The 16008-nt window shown below is 73.2% G+C and carries 14 protein-coding genes; 6 read left to right on the forward strand and 8 right to left on the reverse strand.

Annotated features, from left to right (window positions below):
• Positions 1-94 precede the first annotated feature (94 nt).
• From QUV83_RS03685 to QUV83_RS03710, 6 genes are all read left to right on the forward strand, one after another.
• On the forward strand, positions 95-577 hold the full coding sequence (locus QUV83_RS03685) for a heme-degrading domain-containing protein (protein WP_289562787.1): 483 nt from the start codon (positions 95-97) through the stop codon (positions 575-577).
• 194 nt (positions 578-771) lie between these two features.
• Complete coding sequence (locus QUV83_RS03690; protein ID WP_289562789.1) at positions 772-1884, forward strand: carboxylate-amine ligase; 1113 nt, start codon at positions 772-774, stop codon at positions 1882-1884.
• Entirely contained in the window at positions 1877-2734 is an 858-nt protein-coding gene (locus QUV83_RS03695) for a putative protein N(5)-glutamine methyltransferase (protein WP_289562791.1), read from the forward strand. Before QUV83_RS03690 ends, QUV83_RS03695 begins: the two co-directional genes overlap by 8 nt.
• A gap of 67 nt (positions 2735-2801) precedes the next feature.
• A complete protein-coding gene (locus tag QUV83_RS03700) occupies positions 2802-4946 on the forward strand; it encodes an ABC transporter ATP-binding protein (protein ID WP_289562793.1) in 2145 nt (714 codons plus the stop codon).
• A gap of 109 nt (positions 4947-5055) precedes the next feature.
• The gene (locus tag QUV83_RS03705; protein ID WP_289562795.1) at positions 5056-5613 is read left to right on the forward strand and encodes a hypothetical protein; all 558 of its coding nucleotides are present in this window, start codon (positions 5056-5058) and stop codon (positions 5611-5613) included.
• A 204-nt stretch (positions 5614-5817) separates the two neighbouring features.
• The gene (locus QUV83_RS03710) at positions 5818-6162 is read left to right on the forward strand and encodes an RNA polymerase-binding protein RbpA (protein WP_289562797.1); all 345 of its coding nucleotides are present in this window, start codon (positions 5818-5820) and stop codon (positions 6160-6162) included.
• A gap of 82 nt (positions 6163-6244) precedes the next feature.
• Here the strand turns inward: QUV83_RS03710 and QUV83_RS03715 are convergent, their stop codons facing one another.
• The 8 genes from QUV83_RS03715 to QUV83_RS03750 form a co-directional block, all read right to left on the reverse strand.
• The gene (locus QUV83_RS03715) at positions 6245-7054 is read right to left on the reverse strand and encodes a polyprenol monophosphomannose synthase (protein ID WP_289562799.1); all 810 of its coding nucleotides are present in this window, start codon (positions 7052-7054) and stop codon (positions 6245-6247) included.
• Positions 7051-8616: an apolipoprotein N-acyltransferase gene (gene lnt / locus QUV83_RS03720; RefSeq protein ID WP_289562800.1), complete on the reverse strand. Its 1566-nt coding sequence runs from the start codon at positions 8614-8616 to the stop codon at positions 7051-7053. Before lnt ends, QUV83_RS03715 begins: the two co-directional genes overlap by 4 nt.
• Before the next feature lie 365 nt (positions 8617-8981).
• Positions 8982-10625 carry an amidohydrolase gene (locus QUV83_RS03725; protein ID WP_289562802.1) on the reverse strand — a complete coding sequence of 548 codons (1644 nt, stop codon included), beginning with the start codon at positions 10623-10625 and terminating at the stop codon, positions 8982-8984.
• 20 nt (positions 10626-10645) lie between these two features.
• Positions 10646-13489 (reverse strand): DEAD/DEAH box helicase, encoded by a 2844-nt coding sequence (locus tag QUV83_RS03730; protein WP_289562804.1) that lies wholly within the window; start codon positions 13487-13489, stop codon positions 10646-10648.
• Positions 13490-13510: 21 nt separating this feature from the next.
• Entirely contained in the window at positions 13511-14425 is a 915-nt protein-coding gene (locus QUV83_RS03735; protein WP_289562807.1) for a diacylglycerol/lipid kinase family protein, read from the reverse strand.
• Positions 14422-15246 carry a twin-arginine translocase subunit TatC gene (tatC, locus tag QUV83_RS03740; protein ID WP_289563063.1) on the reverse strand — a complete coding sequence of 275 codons (825 nt, stop codon included), beginning with the start codon at positions 15244-15246 and terminating at the stop codon, positions 14422-14424. Before tatC ends, QUV83_RS03735 begins: the two co-directional genes overlap by 4 nt.
• Positions 15247-15290: 44 nt before the next feature.
• Entirely contained in the window at positions 15291-15590 is a 300-nt protein-coding gene (tatA, locus tag QUV83_RS03745; protein ID WP_289562809.1) for a Sec-independent protein translocase subunit TatA, read from the reverse strand.
• Positions 15591-15677: 87 nt separating this feature from the next.
• On the reverse strand, positions 15678-16004 hold the full coding sequence (locus QUV83_RS03750; RefSeq protein WP_289562810.1) for a hypothetical protein: 327 nt from the start codon (positions 16002-16004) through the stop codon (positions 15678-15680).
• Positions 16005-16008 lie beyond the last annotated feature (4 nt).

Raw genomic sequence — 16008 nt, forward strand, 5'->3', positions numbered from 1 at the left:
GGGCAATGACGTCACCGTCCCACAGCGGGGTGACACGGCGGTGATGGCGCGGCGTCCGCTCGACGGCTGGCCTGAGCGCGGCCATGATCAAGGGATGAGCCCGTCAAGCGAACTCGAGCTGGTCCACCTGGTCGCGAAGCTCGAGGAGCAGGAGCGCAACCTCGTCTTCACCCGCTTCGACAATGACGACGCGTGGCGACTGGGCTGTGTCCTGGTCGAGATCGCGCAGGAGCGCTCGCTGCCGGTGACCATCGACGTGCGGCGCGGGCGTCAGCAGCTGTTCCACGCCGCGCTTCCGGGCACGACCCCGGACAACGACTCCTGGGTGGAGCGCAAGGTGCGGGTCACTGAGCGGTTCGGCGCGTCGTCGTACCTGGTCGGGGCGCGGGCGCGGGCGGACGGCACGACGTTCGCCGCGCAGCAGGACCTTCCGTTGCAGCGCTATGCGGCGCATGGCGGGTGCTTCCCGGTGCGGATCACGGATGTGGGCGTGGTGGGCACGGTGACGGTGTCGGGGCTCCCGCAGGCTGACGACCATGACCTGGTGGTGGAGGCCATCACCGCGTTCCTGGGCTGACGACGGGCGCCACTCCCCCGCTCTCCGCCGCGCTTGTCCCATTTCTTCTGGTGTCGGAGTCGGCGCCGTGGCTCGAAGCGGCGGACAGGACGCCGTCGCGGTGGCTAAGGTAAAGCGAATGCCAATAATGTACAATATGTCAGTAAAAGTGCATTCGACGGGACAGCGCCACTGCCCCCCACCACACTGTGGTGGTGCGCCGCATCGGAATCGAAGAAGAGTTCTTGCTCGTGTCTCCTGACGGGACCCTCCGGGCCGTCGCAGCGCCCGCGCTGCAGCACGCCGCGGCCCACGCGGCCGACGAGACACTCGACGACCCGCCAGGTGGGAAGCTCGAGAAGGAGTTCACCCAAGAGCAGGTCGAAACCTCCACCCGCCCGCGCTCCACCATCGCCGACCTGCTCGCCGAGGTCCGCTCCGGCCGGTCCCGCGCTGACTCCTCCGCCCAGCACGTCGGCGCGCGGGCAGTGGCGATCGGCACCGCGCCCATCGGCGGCGATCCCACAGTCATCGTCAACCAGCGTGCCAAGGCCATCCGGGACGAGTTCGGGGAGATCGCCCGCGAGCAGCTCACCTGCGGGTGCCACATCCACGTCGAGGTGGCGGATGACGAGGAGGGCGTGCGGATCATCGACCACCTGCGCCGCTGGACTCCCCTGCTCCTCGCACTGAGCGCCAACAGCCCCTACTGGCACGGCGAGGACACCGCCTACGCCAGCTACAGGTCGTTGGTCTGGGGCCGTTGGCCGACAGCGGGCCCGACGGCGCCCTTCGGCGACGCGGCGGCCTACCACGGCCTCGTCGACGTCCTCGTCGGGAGCGGGACGATCCTCGACCCGGGAATGGTCTACTTCGACGCCCGCCTCTCGCCGCGCTACCCCACCGTGGAGGTGCGCGTGCCCGACGTCTGCCTCGACTCCGCTGACGCCGTCCTCCAAGCGGTGCTCGTCCGCGCCCTCGCCGACACCGCACTCGACATCAGCCTCGCCGGAGGCCCGCCGCTCGGCCCCGAGCCGCGCACCGAGGCGCTCCGCGTCGCCGCCTGGCGCGCCGCGAGGTCAGGGCTCACCGGCGACCTGCTCGACCCGCTGACCTTCCGCCCGCTGCCCGCCGCCGAGGCCATCCAGACGCTGCTCGACCATGTGGGCCCCGCACTGGAGGCGTCCGGCGACCAGGAGTGGGCGGCCGAGCAGGTGCGGCACGTGCTGCAGCGGGGCAACGGGGCAATGCAGCAGCGCCAGTGGCGGCTCGAGGGCGCCGACGACCACGAGCTCGTCCAGCGGGCCGTCGAGCGCACCCATGCCTGAGATCCCGGCGCTCACCCCGGGACCCGCGCGCCGGGCCAGCGGCGAGTGGCCTGAGCAGTCCGCGACCGTCCACGCGCTGCGATCCGCGGGCTGCGTCTTCGCGGAGGATGAGGCCGAGCTGCTCCACAGCGACGCGACCAGCCCTGAGCACCTCGCCGAGCTCACCGCGCGACGCGTCCGCGGGGAACCGCTCGAGCACGTGCTGGGCTGGGCGGCGTTCAGCGGGCTGCGGGTGCTGGTGCGGCCCGGGGTGTTCGTTCCACGCCGTCGCACCGAGCTCCTGGTGGACGTGGCCCGCCGAGCGCTCGCCGACAGCAGTGGCCGCCAGGCCAGGGTCGTGGACCTGTGCTGCGGGTCGGGCGCCGTGGGCTTGGCCATCGCCGCGGGCCGCGCCGACGTCGAGCTGCACGCAGTGGACATCGACCCGGTCGCCGTGCAGTGCGCCCGGCAGAACATCCCCGCGTCGATCGGCGAGGTCCACGAGGGCGACCTCGACGGGCCCTTGCCCGCGCGCCTGCGGGGCAGCGTCGATGTCCTCACGGCGAACGCCCCCTACGTGCCGACCGGGGCGTTGCGGCTCATGCCGCCCGAGGCCCGCCAGCATGAGCCGCGCACAGCCCTCGACGGCGGCCCCGAAGGACTCGACCTGCTGCGACGGGTGGTCCTCCTCGCGCCGCGCTGGCTCGCCCGCGGCGGCTCCGTGCTCATGGAGGCAGGCGGCGGCCAGGTGTCCGAGCTCGTGGCTGCCCTCACCGGCGTCGGGCTCACCGCCTCGGTCATCCGGGACGAGGAGCGGGACGCGACGGTGGTCCACGGAGCCCGACCCGTTGCCACCCCCGGCCTGGACTGACCGCGCGGCACGACCCCGAACGCGTGGCTTGTTCGCCCGCGCGCGCGACGGCGGCCAGACTGGGCGCATGACCGGTCCGACTCCCCCGCCTCCCCCCGCCCCACCGGAGTCGCCGGAGCCGGTCGGCCCGCCTCAGATCGCGACCGCCCCCGCCGCGGCGGCGAACTCCTCGGGCGCCCTGCTGCGGCGGATCGGGGGCCTGCTGACCCCATATCGCGGCGAACTGATCCTGGTGGTGCTGTCCATCCTCGTGGGTGCAGTGCTCGGCATCGTCACCCCGTTCCTCACCCAGCGGGTCTTCGACGACGCGCTGTTCCCCGAGTCCGGCGACGTCGACCTGCGCCTACTGCTGTGGCTGGTCGGCGCGATGATCCTGGTGCCGTTGCTGAGCTCCGCGATCGGCGTCGGGCAGACGTACCTGACCACCAAGGTCGGCAACCTCGCGATGGCCGACCTGCGGGGGCGGTTGTTCGCGCACCTGGAGCGCATGGAGCTCGCGTTCTTCACCGCCACGAAGACCGGCTCCATCCAATCCCGGCTCGCCAACGACGTGGGCGGCGTGCGATCAGTGCTGACCACGACGGCCTCGTCGATCCTGTCGAACGCGGTGACGGTCATCGCCTCGCTCGTCGCGATGCTGCTACTGAGCTGGCAGCTGACCATCGTCGCCGTCGCGCTCATGCCCGTGTTCGTGGTCATGCAGCGTCGGGTGGGCGCCCGTCGCCAGGTGATCGCGCGCGCCACGCAGGAGTCGCTCGCGGACATGACGGCGATCACCGAGGAGGCGCTGAGCGTCTCCGGGGTGCTGCTGACCAAGGTGTTCAACCGCTCTGACGCGGAGATCGCCCGGTACCGCGAGGAGAACGACCGCCAGGTGGTGCTGCAGGTGCGCCAGGCGATGGCGGGCCAGGGGTTCTTCGGGGTGGTCAACGCGTTCATGGCGATCACGCCCGCGCTGGTCTACCTCGCCGCCGGGTACATGATCACCGGCGACGTCGGCGCGAGCGCGCTGACAGCCGGAACGCTCGTCGCGTTCTCCACGCTGCAGGCCCGGCTGCTGATGCCCGTCGTGTCGTTGATGCGCGTGGCGCTCGACGTGCAGACGTCGCTCGCGCTGTTCCGGCGGATCTTCGAGTACCTGGACATGGAGCCCGCCATCCGGGACCGCCCCGGCGCCGTGGTGCTCGACCCGGCCACCACCCGGGGCCGCGTGTCCTTCGACGGGGTCTGGTTCCAGTACCCGTCTCCCCCGTCGCTGCAGGAGCCCGCGCCGGTCGCGGCGCCCGGCCGGGGGTCGGGGATGGGTGGGGGGATGCGCGGCGCGATGATGAGCTTCGGCGTCCCCAGCTCGGGGACGCCCGGGGGTGGCGGGATGCCGCATGGGCTGCCCCGATCGACGTCAGGCGGTGGCCGTCGCACGGCCGCGGGCGCCGCGGCCCCCACCCGCCGAACCTGGGCCGTCCGCGACGTGTCCTTCGAGGTCGAGCCAGGCCAGCTCGCGGCGTTCGTGGGCCCGTCTGGGGCGGGCAAGACGACCCTGAGCCACCTCGTGCCCCGGCTGTACGAGGTGGACCGCGGGGCCGTGCGCATCGACGGCCACGACGTCAGGGATGTCACGCTGTCGAGCCTGGCCGACACCGTCGGCGTCGTCACGCAGGACCCGTACCTGTTCCACGCGACGATCGCCCAGAACCTGCGGTACGCCCGGCCCGACGCGACGGACGCCGAGTTGGAGGAGGCGTGCCGCGCGGCGAACATCCACGACCGGATCATGTCCTTCGAGGGCGGCTACGACACTGTCGTGGGCGAGCGGGGCTACCGGCTGTCGGGCGGCGAGAAGCAACGCGTCGCGATCGCCCGAGTGCTGCTCAAGGATCCGCGGGTGCTCATCCTCGACGAGGCCACCTCGGCGCTGGACACCTCGTCGGAGCGCCTCGTGCAGGACGCCCTCGCCCGGGTGCTGCAGCGGCGGACGACCCTGGCCATCGCCCACCGGCTGTCGACGATCATCGACGCGGACGTCATCTTCGTGGTGGAGGACGGCCGTGTCGTCGAGCGCGGCACGCATCAGGAGCTCGTCGCGGCCCCGGACGGCCTGTACGCCCGGCTGTACGCGGAGCAGTTCGGCGGCGGACGGGTCCAGGCCCGATTCAGCGACGGCGTGATGTTCACCGACGGGGTCGTCCTCACCCAGCCCGCCAGGGGCGAGTGACCCCCTCCGGGTGAGCCCGCCACCCCCAGGGATCTTGGGCTGACGGGCCGTTCACAGGGCTCTGACCGTCGCGCCCCGGCGCGTGGGAGGCGGCTCGGACCGTGGCCGCATGACCAACAACCCGGACGAGACCACCCGCCCAGATCACCCCACACCGCCGACGTGGGGTGATCCGTTCCACTACGGCCTACCAGGCCCACACGGCGCCGACGACGCTGCCCACCCAGCCCCGGGGCCGCGCGAACCCGACTTCGTGCCGGCCCCGCAGGACGCCGAGCTGATCAGCGCCGAGCTGATGAACACCACGCTCGTCGACGCCGTGCTGCGCGCCGTCGGGGACCAGCGCGGCGGGCCGCCCACCCTGTGGTTCCTCGTGCTCGACAGCGACGACCGCCCCATGCCCGTCGTGCTGCCCGTCGAGCACGCCACGGTGGCCCCGTCCGAGACCGTCGGCGCCCTGCTCGTGCACGTGCTGCTGTCTGTCGTGCGACATGAGGCGCCCGCGGGGTCTGTGCTGATCGGGTACACCCGTGAGGGCGGTGGCGCGGAGGGCGCGTTCGAGCGTGGGTGGTCGGGGGTGCTCCGCGGGCTGGCCGCACGCGCCGGGCTGCGCATCCGCGCCGAGGTGGCAGTCGGGCCGCATCGCGCCGGAGTGATCCGAGGGTGACCGCGTCGGGGCTGTGTCGCTGGTCACAGCCGCACGCACGCCCGCGGCCGGGCAGGGGGACAGACATGCGGAAAGCGGCACGTCTCACCGTGGCGGGCTCGTCGCGCGTTCACGAGACCTTCACGGCACTATGGAACATCAGGGCCGGGTCGGTCGTTGAGCCCTGCGGAAGAGATTCACACGGCAACGGCACGGAGGTCCCAGATGTCGAACCGGTCCCTGCGCGGAATGCGCATCGGTTCACACAGCATGGAGACGGAGGACGGCGTCGACTTCGCCCCCCGTCTCCAGGCGCACTACGACTGCCCGAACGGGCACACGATCATCCTGCCCTTCTCTGTCGAGGCGGACGTCCCGGTCACCTGGGAGTGCCGCTGTGGCGAGGAGGCGCTCCTGCGCGACGCCGCGAAGCCTGAGCCCAAGGGCGGCAAGCCGCCGCGCACCCACTGGGACATGCTGCTCGAGCGTCGCACCGTCAAGGAGCTCGAGGAGCTGCTCGACGAGCGGCTCGACCTGCTGCGCGCCGGCAAGCTGCGTCGCAGCGCCTGACGCGTTCGGCACGATCAACGGGCGCCGGTCCTCTGGGACCGGCGCCCGTCGTCGTTCCAGCGCCCGGCCGGGCGCCGCGTGATCAGCGACCCGGCGCCCGGCCTGCCACACGCCGGGCGGCCGAGCGGAGTTGGCCGAGGCGATGCTGGGCCCCCCACACCGTCACCTTCGTGAGCGCCTCGACGACGATGTCGCGGCTCATCTTCGACTCCCCCAGCGCACGCTCCACGAACGTGATGGGGACTTCCACGGCGGTTCCGCCAGCGCGGAGCACCCGCCAGGCCATGTCGACCTGGAAGCAGTACCCATGCGACTCGACGTCCGCGAGGTCCAGCTTGCGCAGCATCTGCGCCCGGTATGCCCGGAACCCGCCGGTGGCGTCCCGCAACGGCAGGCCCAGTGCGAGCCGGGTGTAGGTGTTGCCGCCCCGGGAGAGCAATTGGCGGCTCAGCGGCCAGTTGACGACGGCGCCGCCCGGCACCCAGCGTGAGCCGAGCACCAGGTCGGCGCCGTCGAGTGCCGCGAGCAGCGAGGGCAGATCCTCGGCCCGGTGCGAACCGTCCGCGTCCATCTCGACGATCACGTCGTAGTCGCGCTCCAGGCCCCAGCGGAACCCGGCGACATACGCGGTGCCGAGCCCTTGCTTGCCGGACCGGTGCATCACGTGGATGGCGGTGCGCCCGTGGCGGGCAGCGTCCCCCTCGGCGAAGTCCTCGGCGAGCTGCCCGGTGCCGTCGGGCGACCCGTCGTCGACCACCAGCACATCGGCGGCGGGCACGCACGCGCGCAGCCGCTCCAGCGCGCCGGGCAGGTTCGCCCGCTCGTCATAGGTGGGAACAACGACGAGCACGCGTCCCAGTGCTGGGCTGGGCGGCTGGAGGTCGGGCGTCATCGGGCTCCCTCGGGGCGGTCGTCACGCCGGATGCGCCGCGCACCGGCCATCCCGGTGACGACGACGCAGACGGCCAGGGCGTCAGCGATCCACGCGGGCCAGCCGCCGAGCCGGGCGGCCGGCGTGAGGGAGTCGCGCAGAGGGAGCGTAGCGACGAGCTGCTCCGCCGTGAAGAGCCCCGTCTCCTGGGTGACGGCGCCATTGGGCGCGATGATCGCGCTGACGCCCACGGTGGAGATCTGCACTGTGGCGCGCCCGAGCTCCACCGCGCGGAGCCGGGACATGGCGAGCTGCTGGGTCGACTCGGCCGTGTGGCCGAACGTCGCGTTGTTGGTCTGGACGATGAGCACCTCGGCGCCGGCGCGCACCGCGTCCCGGGCGAGGCTGTCGTAGGCGACCTCGAAGCAGATCACATCACCCACGATGACCGTCCGGCCCAGGCGCGGCACTTCGACGGGCACGACGCCCACCTTGTCGCCGGCGATCATGTCGGTGCTGACCAGGTCGACCGCCGAGGAGAACTGGCGGAAGAAGTCACGCATCGGGATGTACTCGGCGAAGGGCGCCGGGTGCTGCTTGGAGTACTCCGCGACGACGCCGATCCCCGGCTGCCAGAGCACCGCCGTGTTGTAACGGCCGCCGGTGGGCGGGTACTCGACGGTGCCGACCAGCACGGGCGCGTCCACGGCGCGCGCTGCCTCGTCGATGAGGCTGGCGGCCTCGGCGTCGACTTGCGGGTCGATGTCGCTGCCGTTCTCCGGCCAGACCACCAGGTCGAGCTGGCCGCGCTCGACCCGCTCCAGCAGCGCATGGGTGCCGTCGAGGTGGTTGTCGAGCACCTCGCGGCGTTGGGAGAACGCGTCCAGCCCGGATCTGGGGACATTGCCCTGCACGGCGCCGACTTGGAGGTCGCCGGACTGCGCGCGGCTGTCGAGCGGAATGAGCGCGCCCACCGCGACGAGCACGACGGCGACGGCCCCACGCAGCCCGGCGAGACCGACCGCGCCCGTGCGGATCGCGGTCCACGTCTGGGCGAGCAGCACGCCGACGGCGACGACCATGGCGGACACCAGGGGCGCCCCGGCGATCCACGCGAAGGCGACCATGGGCGACGACGCCTGCGAGAACGCCAGCCGCCCCCACGGGAACCCCCCGAACGGCCACGCGGAGCGCAGCTCCTCGATCGCGACCCACAGGACGATGAACACCACGAGCTGGAGGCCGGCGCTGCGCCAGACGGCGTTGCCGCGGCGGGCCCACGCCCATGCGGCGCCGAACAACGCGATGTAGAGCGCCTCGAACACGGTGAGCGCGAGCCACGGCACGCGTCCGACGGCGAAATCGGCCCAGGTGATGTGCGGCGCGAAGAACGTCACACCCCACACGAGGCCGACGAGGGCGTTCCACCAGGCGCTGTCCCGGCGCATCGCGAGGAAGAGGACTGCCACGCCCAGGTAGGCCGTCCCCCACCATCCGACGTCGGGGAACGCCGCCCAGGTGAGGACGCCGCCGACGACTGCGAGGAGGAGCGTCGACCAGCGTGAGGGCTCGCGAAGGGGCACCGGAGCAGGGTACGTCAGCGCCGGAGCCCAGGTCCGGGCCGACCGGCCCGCGTGTCCTTCGTGCCGGATGGCGCCGAGACGACGCCATCCGTTTTCTACTGAACACGCGGGCCCAGCCGGGTCCTGGTCCGCGGGCGGAGGGCTGGGAAACACCCGGCCGACCGGTCATCCGCAGATGCGGAACACCTGGAGAACCTACCGTCTGGAGAGGTCGTGTCAAGCAAGGATCGGCACTGCTCAGGCGCATACGCGCTGGTCAGTCTGTCCCGATTTGCGCCTTGTCGGATGTGATGGCCCGGCGTGTCGCTCGGAGTGTCGTGGCCCGCTCCGAGCGTTGCGCCGACCGGGTGATTTCGGCCACGCCGTCAGCCCAGCTCGTCGTGCAGCACGACACCGGATCGGATGGTCCGCACGCAGTGCGGGGCCACAGCCCCCGGCTCCAGGTCGGGCAGCAGCGGCGTGCCCGCGCGCGCGTCGGTGCTCCAGGTGGCGACGCGCCCGCCGGCGCCCTGCACGGCGAGGTGCTCCGCCCGCCAGATCGCCAGATGCGCGGGCGCGCCCACCCGGATCTCGCCAGCGCCCGTGTGGTCCAGCCCTGCCGCGCGCCACCCGCCCCGGGTGTGCGCCCGGAACGCGGCGCGCGCGGAGATCCGCTGGTCGGCGGCGTGGTGGCTGATCGCGGCGCGCACCCCGCCCCACGGGTCGAAGGGCGTCACCGGCGCGTCCGAGCCGAACGCCAGGGGGATCCCGGCCGCGGCGAGGTCGGCGAGCGGGTTGAGCGCGGCCGCCCGTCCCGCGCCGAGTCGGGCCGCGTACATCCCGTCGGGGCCGCCCCAGGCCGCGTCGAACGCCGGCTGCACGCTCAGGCGCACCCCGAGCAGCACGAGCGTGGCCAGCGCGTGCGCGTCGATCATCTCGGCGTGCTCGACGCGGTGGCCGGCGCCGCGGATCGCGTCGACCCCCTCCACGTCCACGGCTGCCCGCAGCCCGATCAGCAGCTCGTCCATGGCGCGGTCGCCGATGACGTGGAAGCCCGCCTGGAGTCCCGCGCGCGTCACGGAGCCGAGGTGGTTGCAGATCTGCTCGGCGCCCAGGTACAGCACCCCGCTGGGGTGCTCGGCGCCCGCGGGCGCGTCGCTGTACGGCGTGCGCAGCGCCGCCGTGCGCGAGCCGAGCGAGCCGTCCACGGACAGGTCGCCGCCGATGCCCGTCAGGCCGGGGATGGCCGCCATCAGCTCGCGCGCGTCATCACTCGTGACACAGAGCTCGCCGCGGTAGCCGACCACCAGCGGCAGGCCGCTGGCAGGGTCGGCGGTGCTCGCGATCAGGTGGGCCAGGCCCTCGCGGGTGTCGATGAACGGCGCGCTCTGCTCATGCAGCGACACGATTCCGGCCGCCGCGGCGGCGCGCATGGCCCGCAGCGTCAGCTCGTCGCGGCGCACCGCGCCGACGTCGCGGGCGATCTCCCTCGCGCGGTGGTGCGCGTCCCGCTCGACGCGGCCGTCCTCGGACCAGCCGGGCAGCCCGCGCAGGCCTGCCGCGTCGGCGAACGACGACGAGACGACCGCCGAGTGCGCGTCGACACGCGCGAGGTACACCGGGCGCCCGCCGGCGGCCTGGTCGAGCTCGTCGACACGCGGCGCGCGCCCCTCGGGCCAGGCCTGCTCGTCCCACCCATAGCCCAGCAGCGGCTCGGAGCCCGAACGGGTCCGTGAGGCCTCATGGACGGCGGCGAGGGCGTCGGCCAGCGACAGCACCCCCGCCTCGGGCGTCAGCGCGACGCCGTCGAGCGCGAAGCCGGTCTCGAGGAGGTGCGCATGGGCGTCCACGAAGCCCGGGGCGACCAGCGCGCCGTCGAGGTCCACGACCTCGTCCGCGCGATCTGCCATGCCGTCAGCGGTGTCGTCCGCGCCGATCCAGGCGATCACGCCGTCCTCGACGACCAGCGCCTCGGCGAAGGGGTCTGCGGGAGAGTGCACCACGCCGTGGCGATACAGGGTTGAGCTCACGAGGGCTCACGATATCGCCGTCACAGCGAGGAGTACGCGACCACCCCACGGCGAAGCGCCTGCACAGCGCGGTTCGCGGTCTGCCGCAGGCGCGCGTCGGGGGCAGCCTGCGCGATCTGGTCGAGAAGGTCGATGACCTGCTTGCACCACCTCACGAAGTCCCCCGCGGCGAGCTCGCTGCCGCGCAGCACGGAGTCGAGCGACCGGCCCGAGGCCCAGCGGTGCACGGACTGCACCAGCCCCAGGTCGATCGGCCCGGTCGCCTCCAGCCGGTGTCCTGCCTCCAGGTCGTCCAGCTCGGACCAGATGCGCACGGTCTCGTCGAGCGCCTGGCCCAACGGGCCGTGAGGGCCGCCGGGGATGGGCGGGGCGCCCTCGCGGTCGTCCCGGCGCGCGGAGTACACGACGGTGGAGACGGCCGCCGCGAGCCCGGCCGGGTCGAGGCCCTGCCATGCCCCTCGGCGCAGGCACTCGGCGACGAGCAGGTCGTTCTCGGCGTAGATCCGCCGCAGCCAGCGCCCGTCCTCGGTGACGACGGTGCGCGCGCTGCCGTCGTCCTCCGTGACGGTGCGCAGGTAGCCGAGCCGCAGCAGCACCTCGCAGATGCGGTCGAAGACCTTGGCGATCGACCCCGTGCGCCCCGCGATCCGCGCCACCAGCGCGTCGTGCTCGCGCTTCAGGCGCGACCAGCGCTCCGCCCAGCGGGCGTGATCCTCGCGTTCGGGGCACCGGTGGCACGGGTGCGCCCGGAGCTGGCGCCGCAGGTCGAGCAGGACGGCGTCCTCTGACCCCTGGGCCCGGCCACGACGGCCCGCCCGCCGCCCGGCGGCCTTCGGCTCACGGTGCTGGCCGTCCACGTCGAGGTCGGCCAACGTCCGCCGCAGCGTCGCCGCGAGCTCGCGCCGCCCTGCGGCGGTGCGGGCGTTGAAGGACTTCGGCACCCGGAGGAACCCGAGCTTGCGCACGCCGTCGCCCACGTCGTCCACGGCGAGCCGGCGCACGTGGTGGTCGGTGGTCAGGACTGTGGGGCGCGGGCCCTCGAACCCGGCCACGGTCCCCGGGTCGAGCACCACGGCGTGGCCCGAGCGCCGCCCCGCCCGGATCTCGATGACGTCCCCGACGCGCAGGCCCTCGAGGGAGCGGCCCACGTCCCTGCGGCGCTCGGCGGCGGCCTCCTTGGACAGCGCGCGCTCCCGGTCGGAGATCGCCCGTCGCAGCGCCGCGTACTCGCGGAAGTCCCCGAGGTGGCACTGCATCGCCTCGGCGTAGCCCTCAAGCGCCTCGGAGTGGCTCTGCGCCTCCCGTGCCAGGCCCACCACGCCCCGGTCGGCCTGGAACTGCGCGAAGGACTGCTCCAGGACCTCCCGCGCGCGCGGGCGGCCCACCTGGGAGGTCAGGTTGACCGCCATGTTGTACGTGGGCCGGAAGCTCGAGCGCAGCGGGTACAGGCGCTTGGACGCGAGCCCGGCCAACGCCACCAGGTCCAGCCCCGGATGGTCGACCACCACGGCGTGGCCCTCGACGTCGATGCCGCGCCGGCCCGCGCGCCCGGTGAGCTGGGTGTACTCCCCCGGCGTGATCTCCACGTGCCGGGAGCCGTCCCACTTCACGAGCTTCTCGAGCACCACCGAGCGGGCCGGCATGTTGATGCCCAGGGCCAGCGTCTCGGTGGCGAAGACCACGCGGATCAGGCCACGCGCGAACAGGTCCTCGACGGTCTCCTTGAACAGCGGGAGCATCCCGGCGTGGTGCGCCGCCACCCCCCGGGACAGGGCGTCCACGAAGCCCCAGTACCCGAGCACGTCGAGGTCCTCCGGGGGGATGGACGCGCACCGCTGCTCGACGACGCGGCGGATCTCCGCCTCCTGCTCCTGGTCCGTGAGCCGCAGCCCGGCGGCGACGCACTGCGCGACAGCCCCCTCGCAGCCCGCCCGGGAGAAGATGAAGGCGATGGCGGGCAGCAGGCCCGCCTCCTCCAGCAGGTCCACCACCATGAACCGCGGCGTCGGGCGGCCCCGGCCCTGCCCGGAGCCCTGCCCCCGGCCGCGATACCCACGGTCGCCGGGGCCCCGACGGCCCTGGTGCAGCGGGAGGTCGCGGTCGCGGCGCGCGACCCTGGCCAGCTCGGGGTTGATCGGCGGGTTCACGCCGGGGTCGGTGGGGTCCACGTGCCCCGCGTACAGGTCGTGCAGCGCGCCGCGCACCAGCACATGCTGGCCCAGCGGCACCGGGCGGTGCTCACTGACCACGACGGCGGTGTCGCCGCGCACTGCGGTGAGCCAGTCCCCGAACTCCTCGGCGTTGGACACGGTGGCGGACAGCGACACGAGCTGCACGTCGTCGGACAGGTGCAGGATGACCTCCTCCCACACCGGCCCGCGGAAGCGGTCGGCCAGGTAGTGGACCTCGTCCATCACCACGTAGCCGAGCCCGGCCAGCGCGCCCGATCCGGCGTAGAGCATGTTGCGCAGCACCTCGGTGGTCATCACCACCACCGGCGCGTCGCCGTTGACGGACGTGTCGCCCGTCAACAGGCCCACGTTGTCGGCGCCGTGCCGTGCCACCAGGTCGTTGAACTTCTGGTTGGACAGCGCCTTGATGGGGGTGGTGTAGAACGCCTTGCGCCCCTGGGCGAGCGCCAGGTGCACGGCGAACTCCCCCACCACCGTCTTGCCGGCCCCCGTGGGCGCCGCGACCAGGACCCCGCTGCCCCGCTCGACGGCCTCGCAGGCCTCGACCTGGAAGTCGTCCAGCGGGAAGTCGAGGACCTCCCGGAATCGGGTCAGGTCGCTCTCTGCGGCTGCCGCGCGCTGACGTGCCGCCGCATACCGCTCTGCCGGGGACTGCTCAAGACGACCTGCCACCTGTCAACCCTAGGCGACCGGTCAGGCGAGCACCTGCACCGCGCCGGGGTGCACCTGGGCCAGCAGCGGCGCGGGCCCCAGTCGCTCGCCGTCCGCGAACGCGTCGGGCGGAAAAGCGCCCAGTCGCTCCACGGGCTCGATGAGCGCCGTGCGTGAGCGGAACACCTGGACGGCGGGGTGGCGCACATGCCGCCCGGCGTACATCCCCGGGAAGATCCGCACGACGCCGGCGCGGGTGAACGGCCCGGCGACCACGACGTCCAGCAGCCCGTCGTCGACGCGGGCGTCCGGGGCGACCTTCACACCGCCGCCGAACCACGGGGCGTTCGCCACCGCGACCACGCAACCCGCCGACTCCCACACGACGTCGTCGAGGGTCACCCGGTAGCCGTAAGGCGCGAAGTGGCGCAGCTCGCCGATCAGCGCGCGGACGTACCGGCCACTCCCCCGGGGCCAGCGCATCGTGTTGGCCCGCGCGTTCACCGCCGCGTCGACCCCGCAGGACAACGTCCCCAAGTACCAGGTGCGCGCGGTGTGCAACGGGGGCCCGGCGCTGACCGCGTCGATCGCCCGCGGCCCCTGAGCGAGGCCGTGCTCGATGGCGCGCACCGAGGCGTCCACATCGCCGCGTGGCAGCTCGAGTGCGCGTGCCAGGTCATTGCCCGTGCCGACGGCCACGATGCCGAGCGGCAGGTCCGTCTCAGCGACCACGTTCGCGCCGAGGTTGACCATCCCGTCCCCGCCGACCATCACCAGGGCGTCGAGGCCGCGCACCGCCGCATGCCGCGCGCGTGCGCTCGCGCCCTCGAGGTCCCTGGCGGACAGGTCCTCGACATGGTGCCCCCGACGACGCAGCGCGTCGACGGTTGCGGTTCCCGCGCCACGGCCCCTGCCCTGCCCTGCGGTGGGGTTGACCACGACGCCGATGTGCGTCACGCGCGCCCTGGCTCGTCGGCGCTCGCGGTCGCGGCCCCCGCCGCGTCGTCGTCCTCGTCCGCCATGGTGCCGTCGAGGCGGGGCAGGCCCGCGGCGACCCGCGCCTTGTTCACGCGGCGGTCGTTCAGCAGGCAGATGCCCAGGGCGATGAAGTACAGGGCGCAGATCGGCAGCGCCATGACCACCATCGTGATCGCGTCGGGGGTGGGGGTCATGACCGCCGCGAAGACGAAGGCCAGCAGCACCGCCCACCGCCAGCCCTTGGCCCAGGTGGACGCCCGCACCAGGCCGGCCAGGTTGACCGCGACCATGATCACCGGCAGCACGAACGCGACGCCGAAGGCGAGCACGAAGCGCATCACGAAGCTCAGGTACGTCTGCGCGTCGACGAGGTTGGTGGCCTCCTGCGGGATGAAGTCCGTCAGGACGCGCACCGCCGTGGGCATCGTCGTCCAGGCCAGGTACGAGCCGGCGAGGAACAGCGGCGCCGCCGCCCCCACGAAGCCGATGGCGTACCCGCGCTCGCGGCGGGTCAACCCGGGCGTCACGAAGGCCCAGAGCTGGAACAGCCACCACGGGCTGGTGAGGATCGCGCCCAGGAACAGCGAGATCTTGATCCGCATGTCGAACGCCGTCGCCAAGCCGCCGAAGTTCACCGAGGCGGTCGCGCCGCGCTCGGCCGCGGCGTTCAGCAGCGGCTCCTGGAGCGCGTGGAACACCGGGTCGAACACCAGCCACCCGGCCACTGCGCCGACGACGAGGCCGCAGGCGGCCAGGAACAACCGCTTGCGGAGCTCACGCAGGTGCTCGCGCAGGGGCATCCGGCCGCCGGCGGCTGGCCGGCGGGCCTTGTCGCTCATGGGGGTCAGCTCGAGGGCTGGTCGCCCCCGGCCGCAGGCGCCTGCGCCGGCCGCTCAGGATGCGGGGCGGGGGCGGGCGGGTCGGCCACGGCCTGCGGGGCGGCGGCGGGCGGCACGACCACTGTGGCGGGCTCGGCCGCCGACGGGCGGGTGTCGTTGTCCTCGGTGAGGTCCTTGACCTCGTTCTTGAAGATCTTCAACGACTGGCCCACGCTCTTGGCGAGGTCAGGCAGCCGCTTGGCCCCGAAGAGGAGCAGCACGATGATCACCAGGACCAGGATGTGCATGGGCTTGAGCGCGTTCATCGGATGTCTCCCTCGAACCTATGGTGCCCCGATACTAACGGGCCGACACGGGTGGTTGATGCGCCCATTGGTCCTGCCCGCGGCGGCTCAGCGGCTGTACGCGCGCCAGCGTGCGTACGTCGCCTCGCGCCGCTCCGCGCGGGCCGCTGAGCGCTCCTCACGCTCGGCGCGCAACCGGTCGACGGCGGCCCGGTGCTCGCCCGGATCGTCGAGGAGCTGCGGCCGGACGGCGGAGAGCTCCGCGGCGGCGTCGGACAACTCCTCGACCCGCTCGGCGAGCACGCTCAGCGCCTCCGCGGCACGCCCCAGCTCGCGTAGGAGCGCCAGCCCCTTGCGCCACAGGTCGCGCCCGAGCAGGAACGCGCCGACGAGCGCGCCCAGGATGAGGGCCGTCCAGACCAGGAACCACAGCACGCGC

The organism is Cellulomonas cellasea, from assembly GCF_030372105.1.
Classification (GTDB): Bacteria; Actinomycetota; Actinomycetes; order Actinomycetales; family Cellulomonadaceae; genus Cellulomonas_A; species Cellulomonas_A cellasea_A.

Bases quoted from the DNA above. Each gene is read 5' to 3' on its own strand.
- QUV83_RS03685 (WP_289562787.1), top strand. From the start codon at position 95: ATGAGCCCGTCAAGCGAACTCGAGCTGGTCCACCTGGTCGCGAAGCTC.
- QUV83_RS03695 (WP_289562791.1), top strand. From the start codon at position 1,877: ATGCCTGAGATCCCGGCGCTCACCCCGGGACCCGCGCGCCGGGCCAGC.
- QUV83_RS03700 (WP_289562793.1), top strand. From the start codon at position 2,802: ATGACCGGTCCGACTCCCCCGCCTCCCCCCGCCCCACCGGAGTCGCCG.
- QUV83_RS03705 (WP_289562795.1), top strand. From the start codon at position 5,056: ATGACCAACAACCCGGACGAGACCACCCGCCCAGATCACCCCACACCG.
- QUV83_RS03710 (WP_289562797.1), top strand. From the start codon at position 5,818: ATGTCGAACCGGTCCCTGCGCGGAATGCGCATCGGTTCACACAGCATG.
- QUV83_RS03715 (WP_289562799.1), bottom strand. From the start codon at position 7,054: ATGACGCCCGACCTCCAGCCGCCCAGCCCAGCACTGGGACGCGTGCTC.
- tatC (WP_289563063.1), bottom strand. From the start codon at position 15,246: ATGCCCCTGCGCGAGCACCTGCGTGAGCTCCGCAAGCGGTTGTTCCTG.
- tatA (WP_289562809.1), bottom strand. From the start codon at position 15,590: ATGAACGCGCTCAAGCCCATGCACATCCTGGTCCTGGTGATCATCGTG.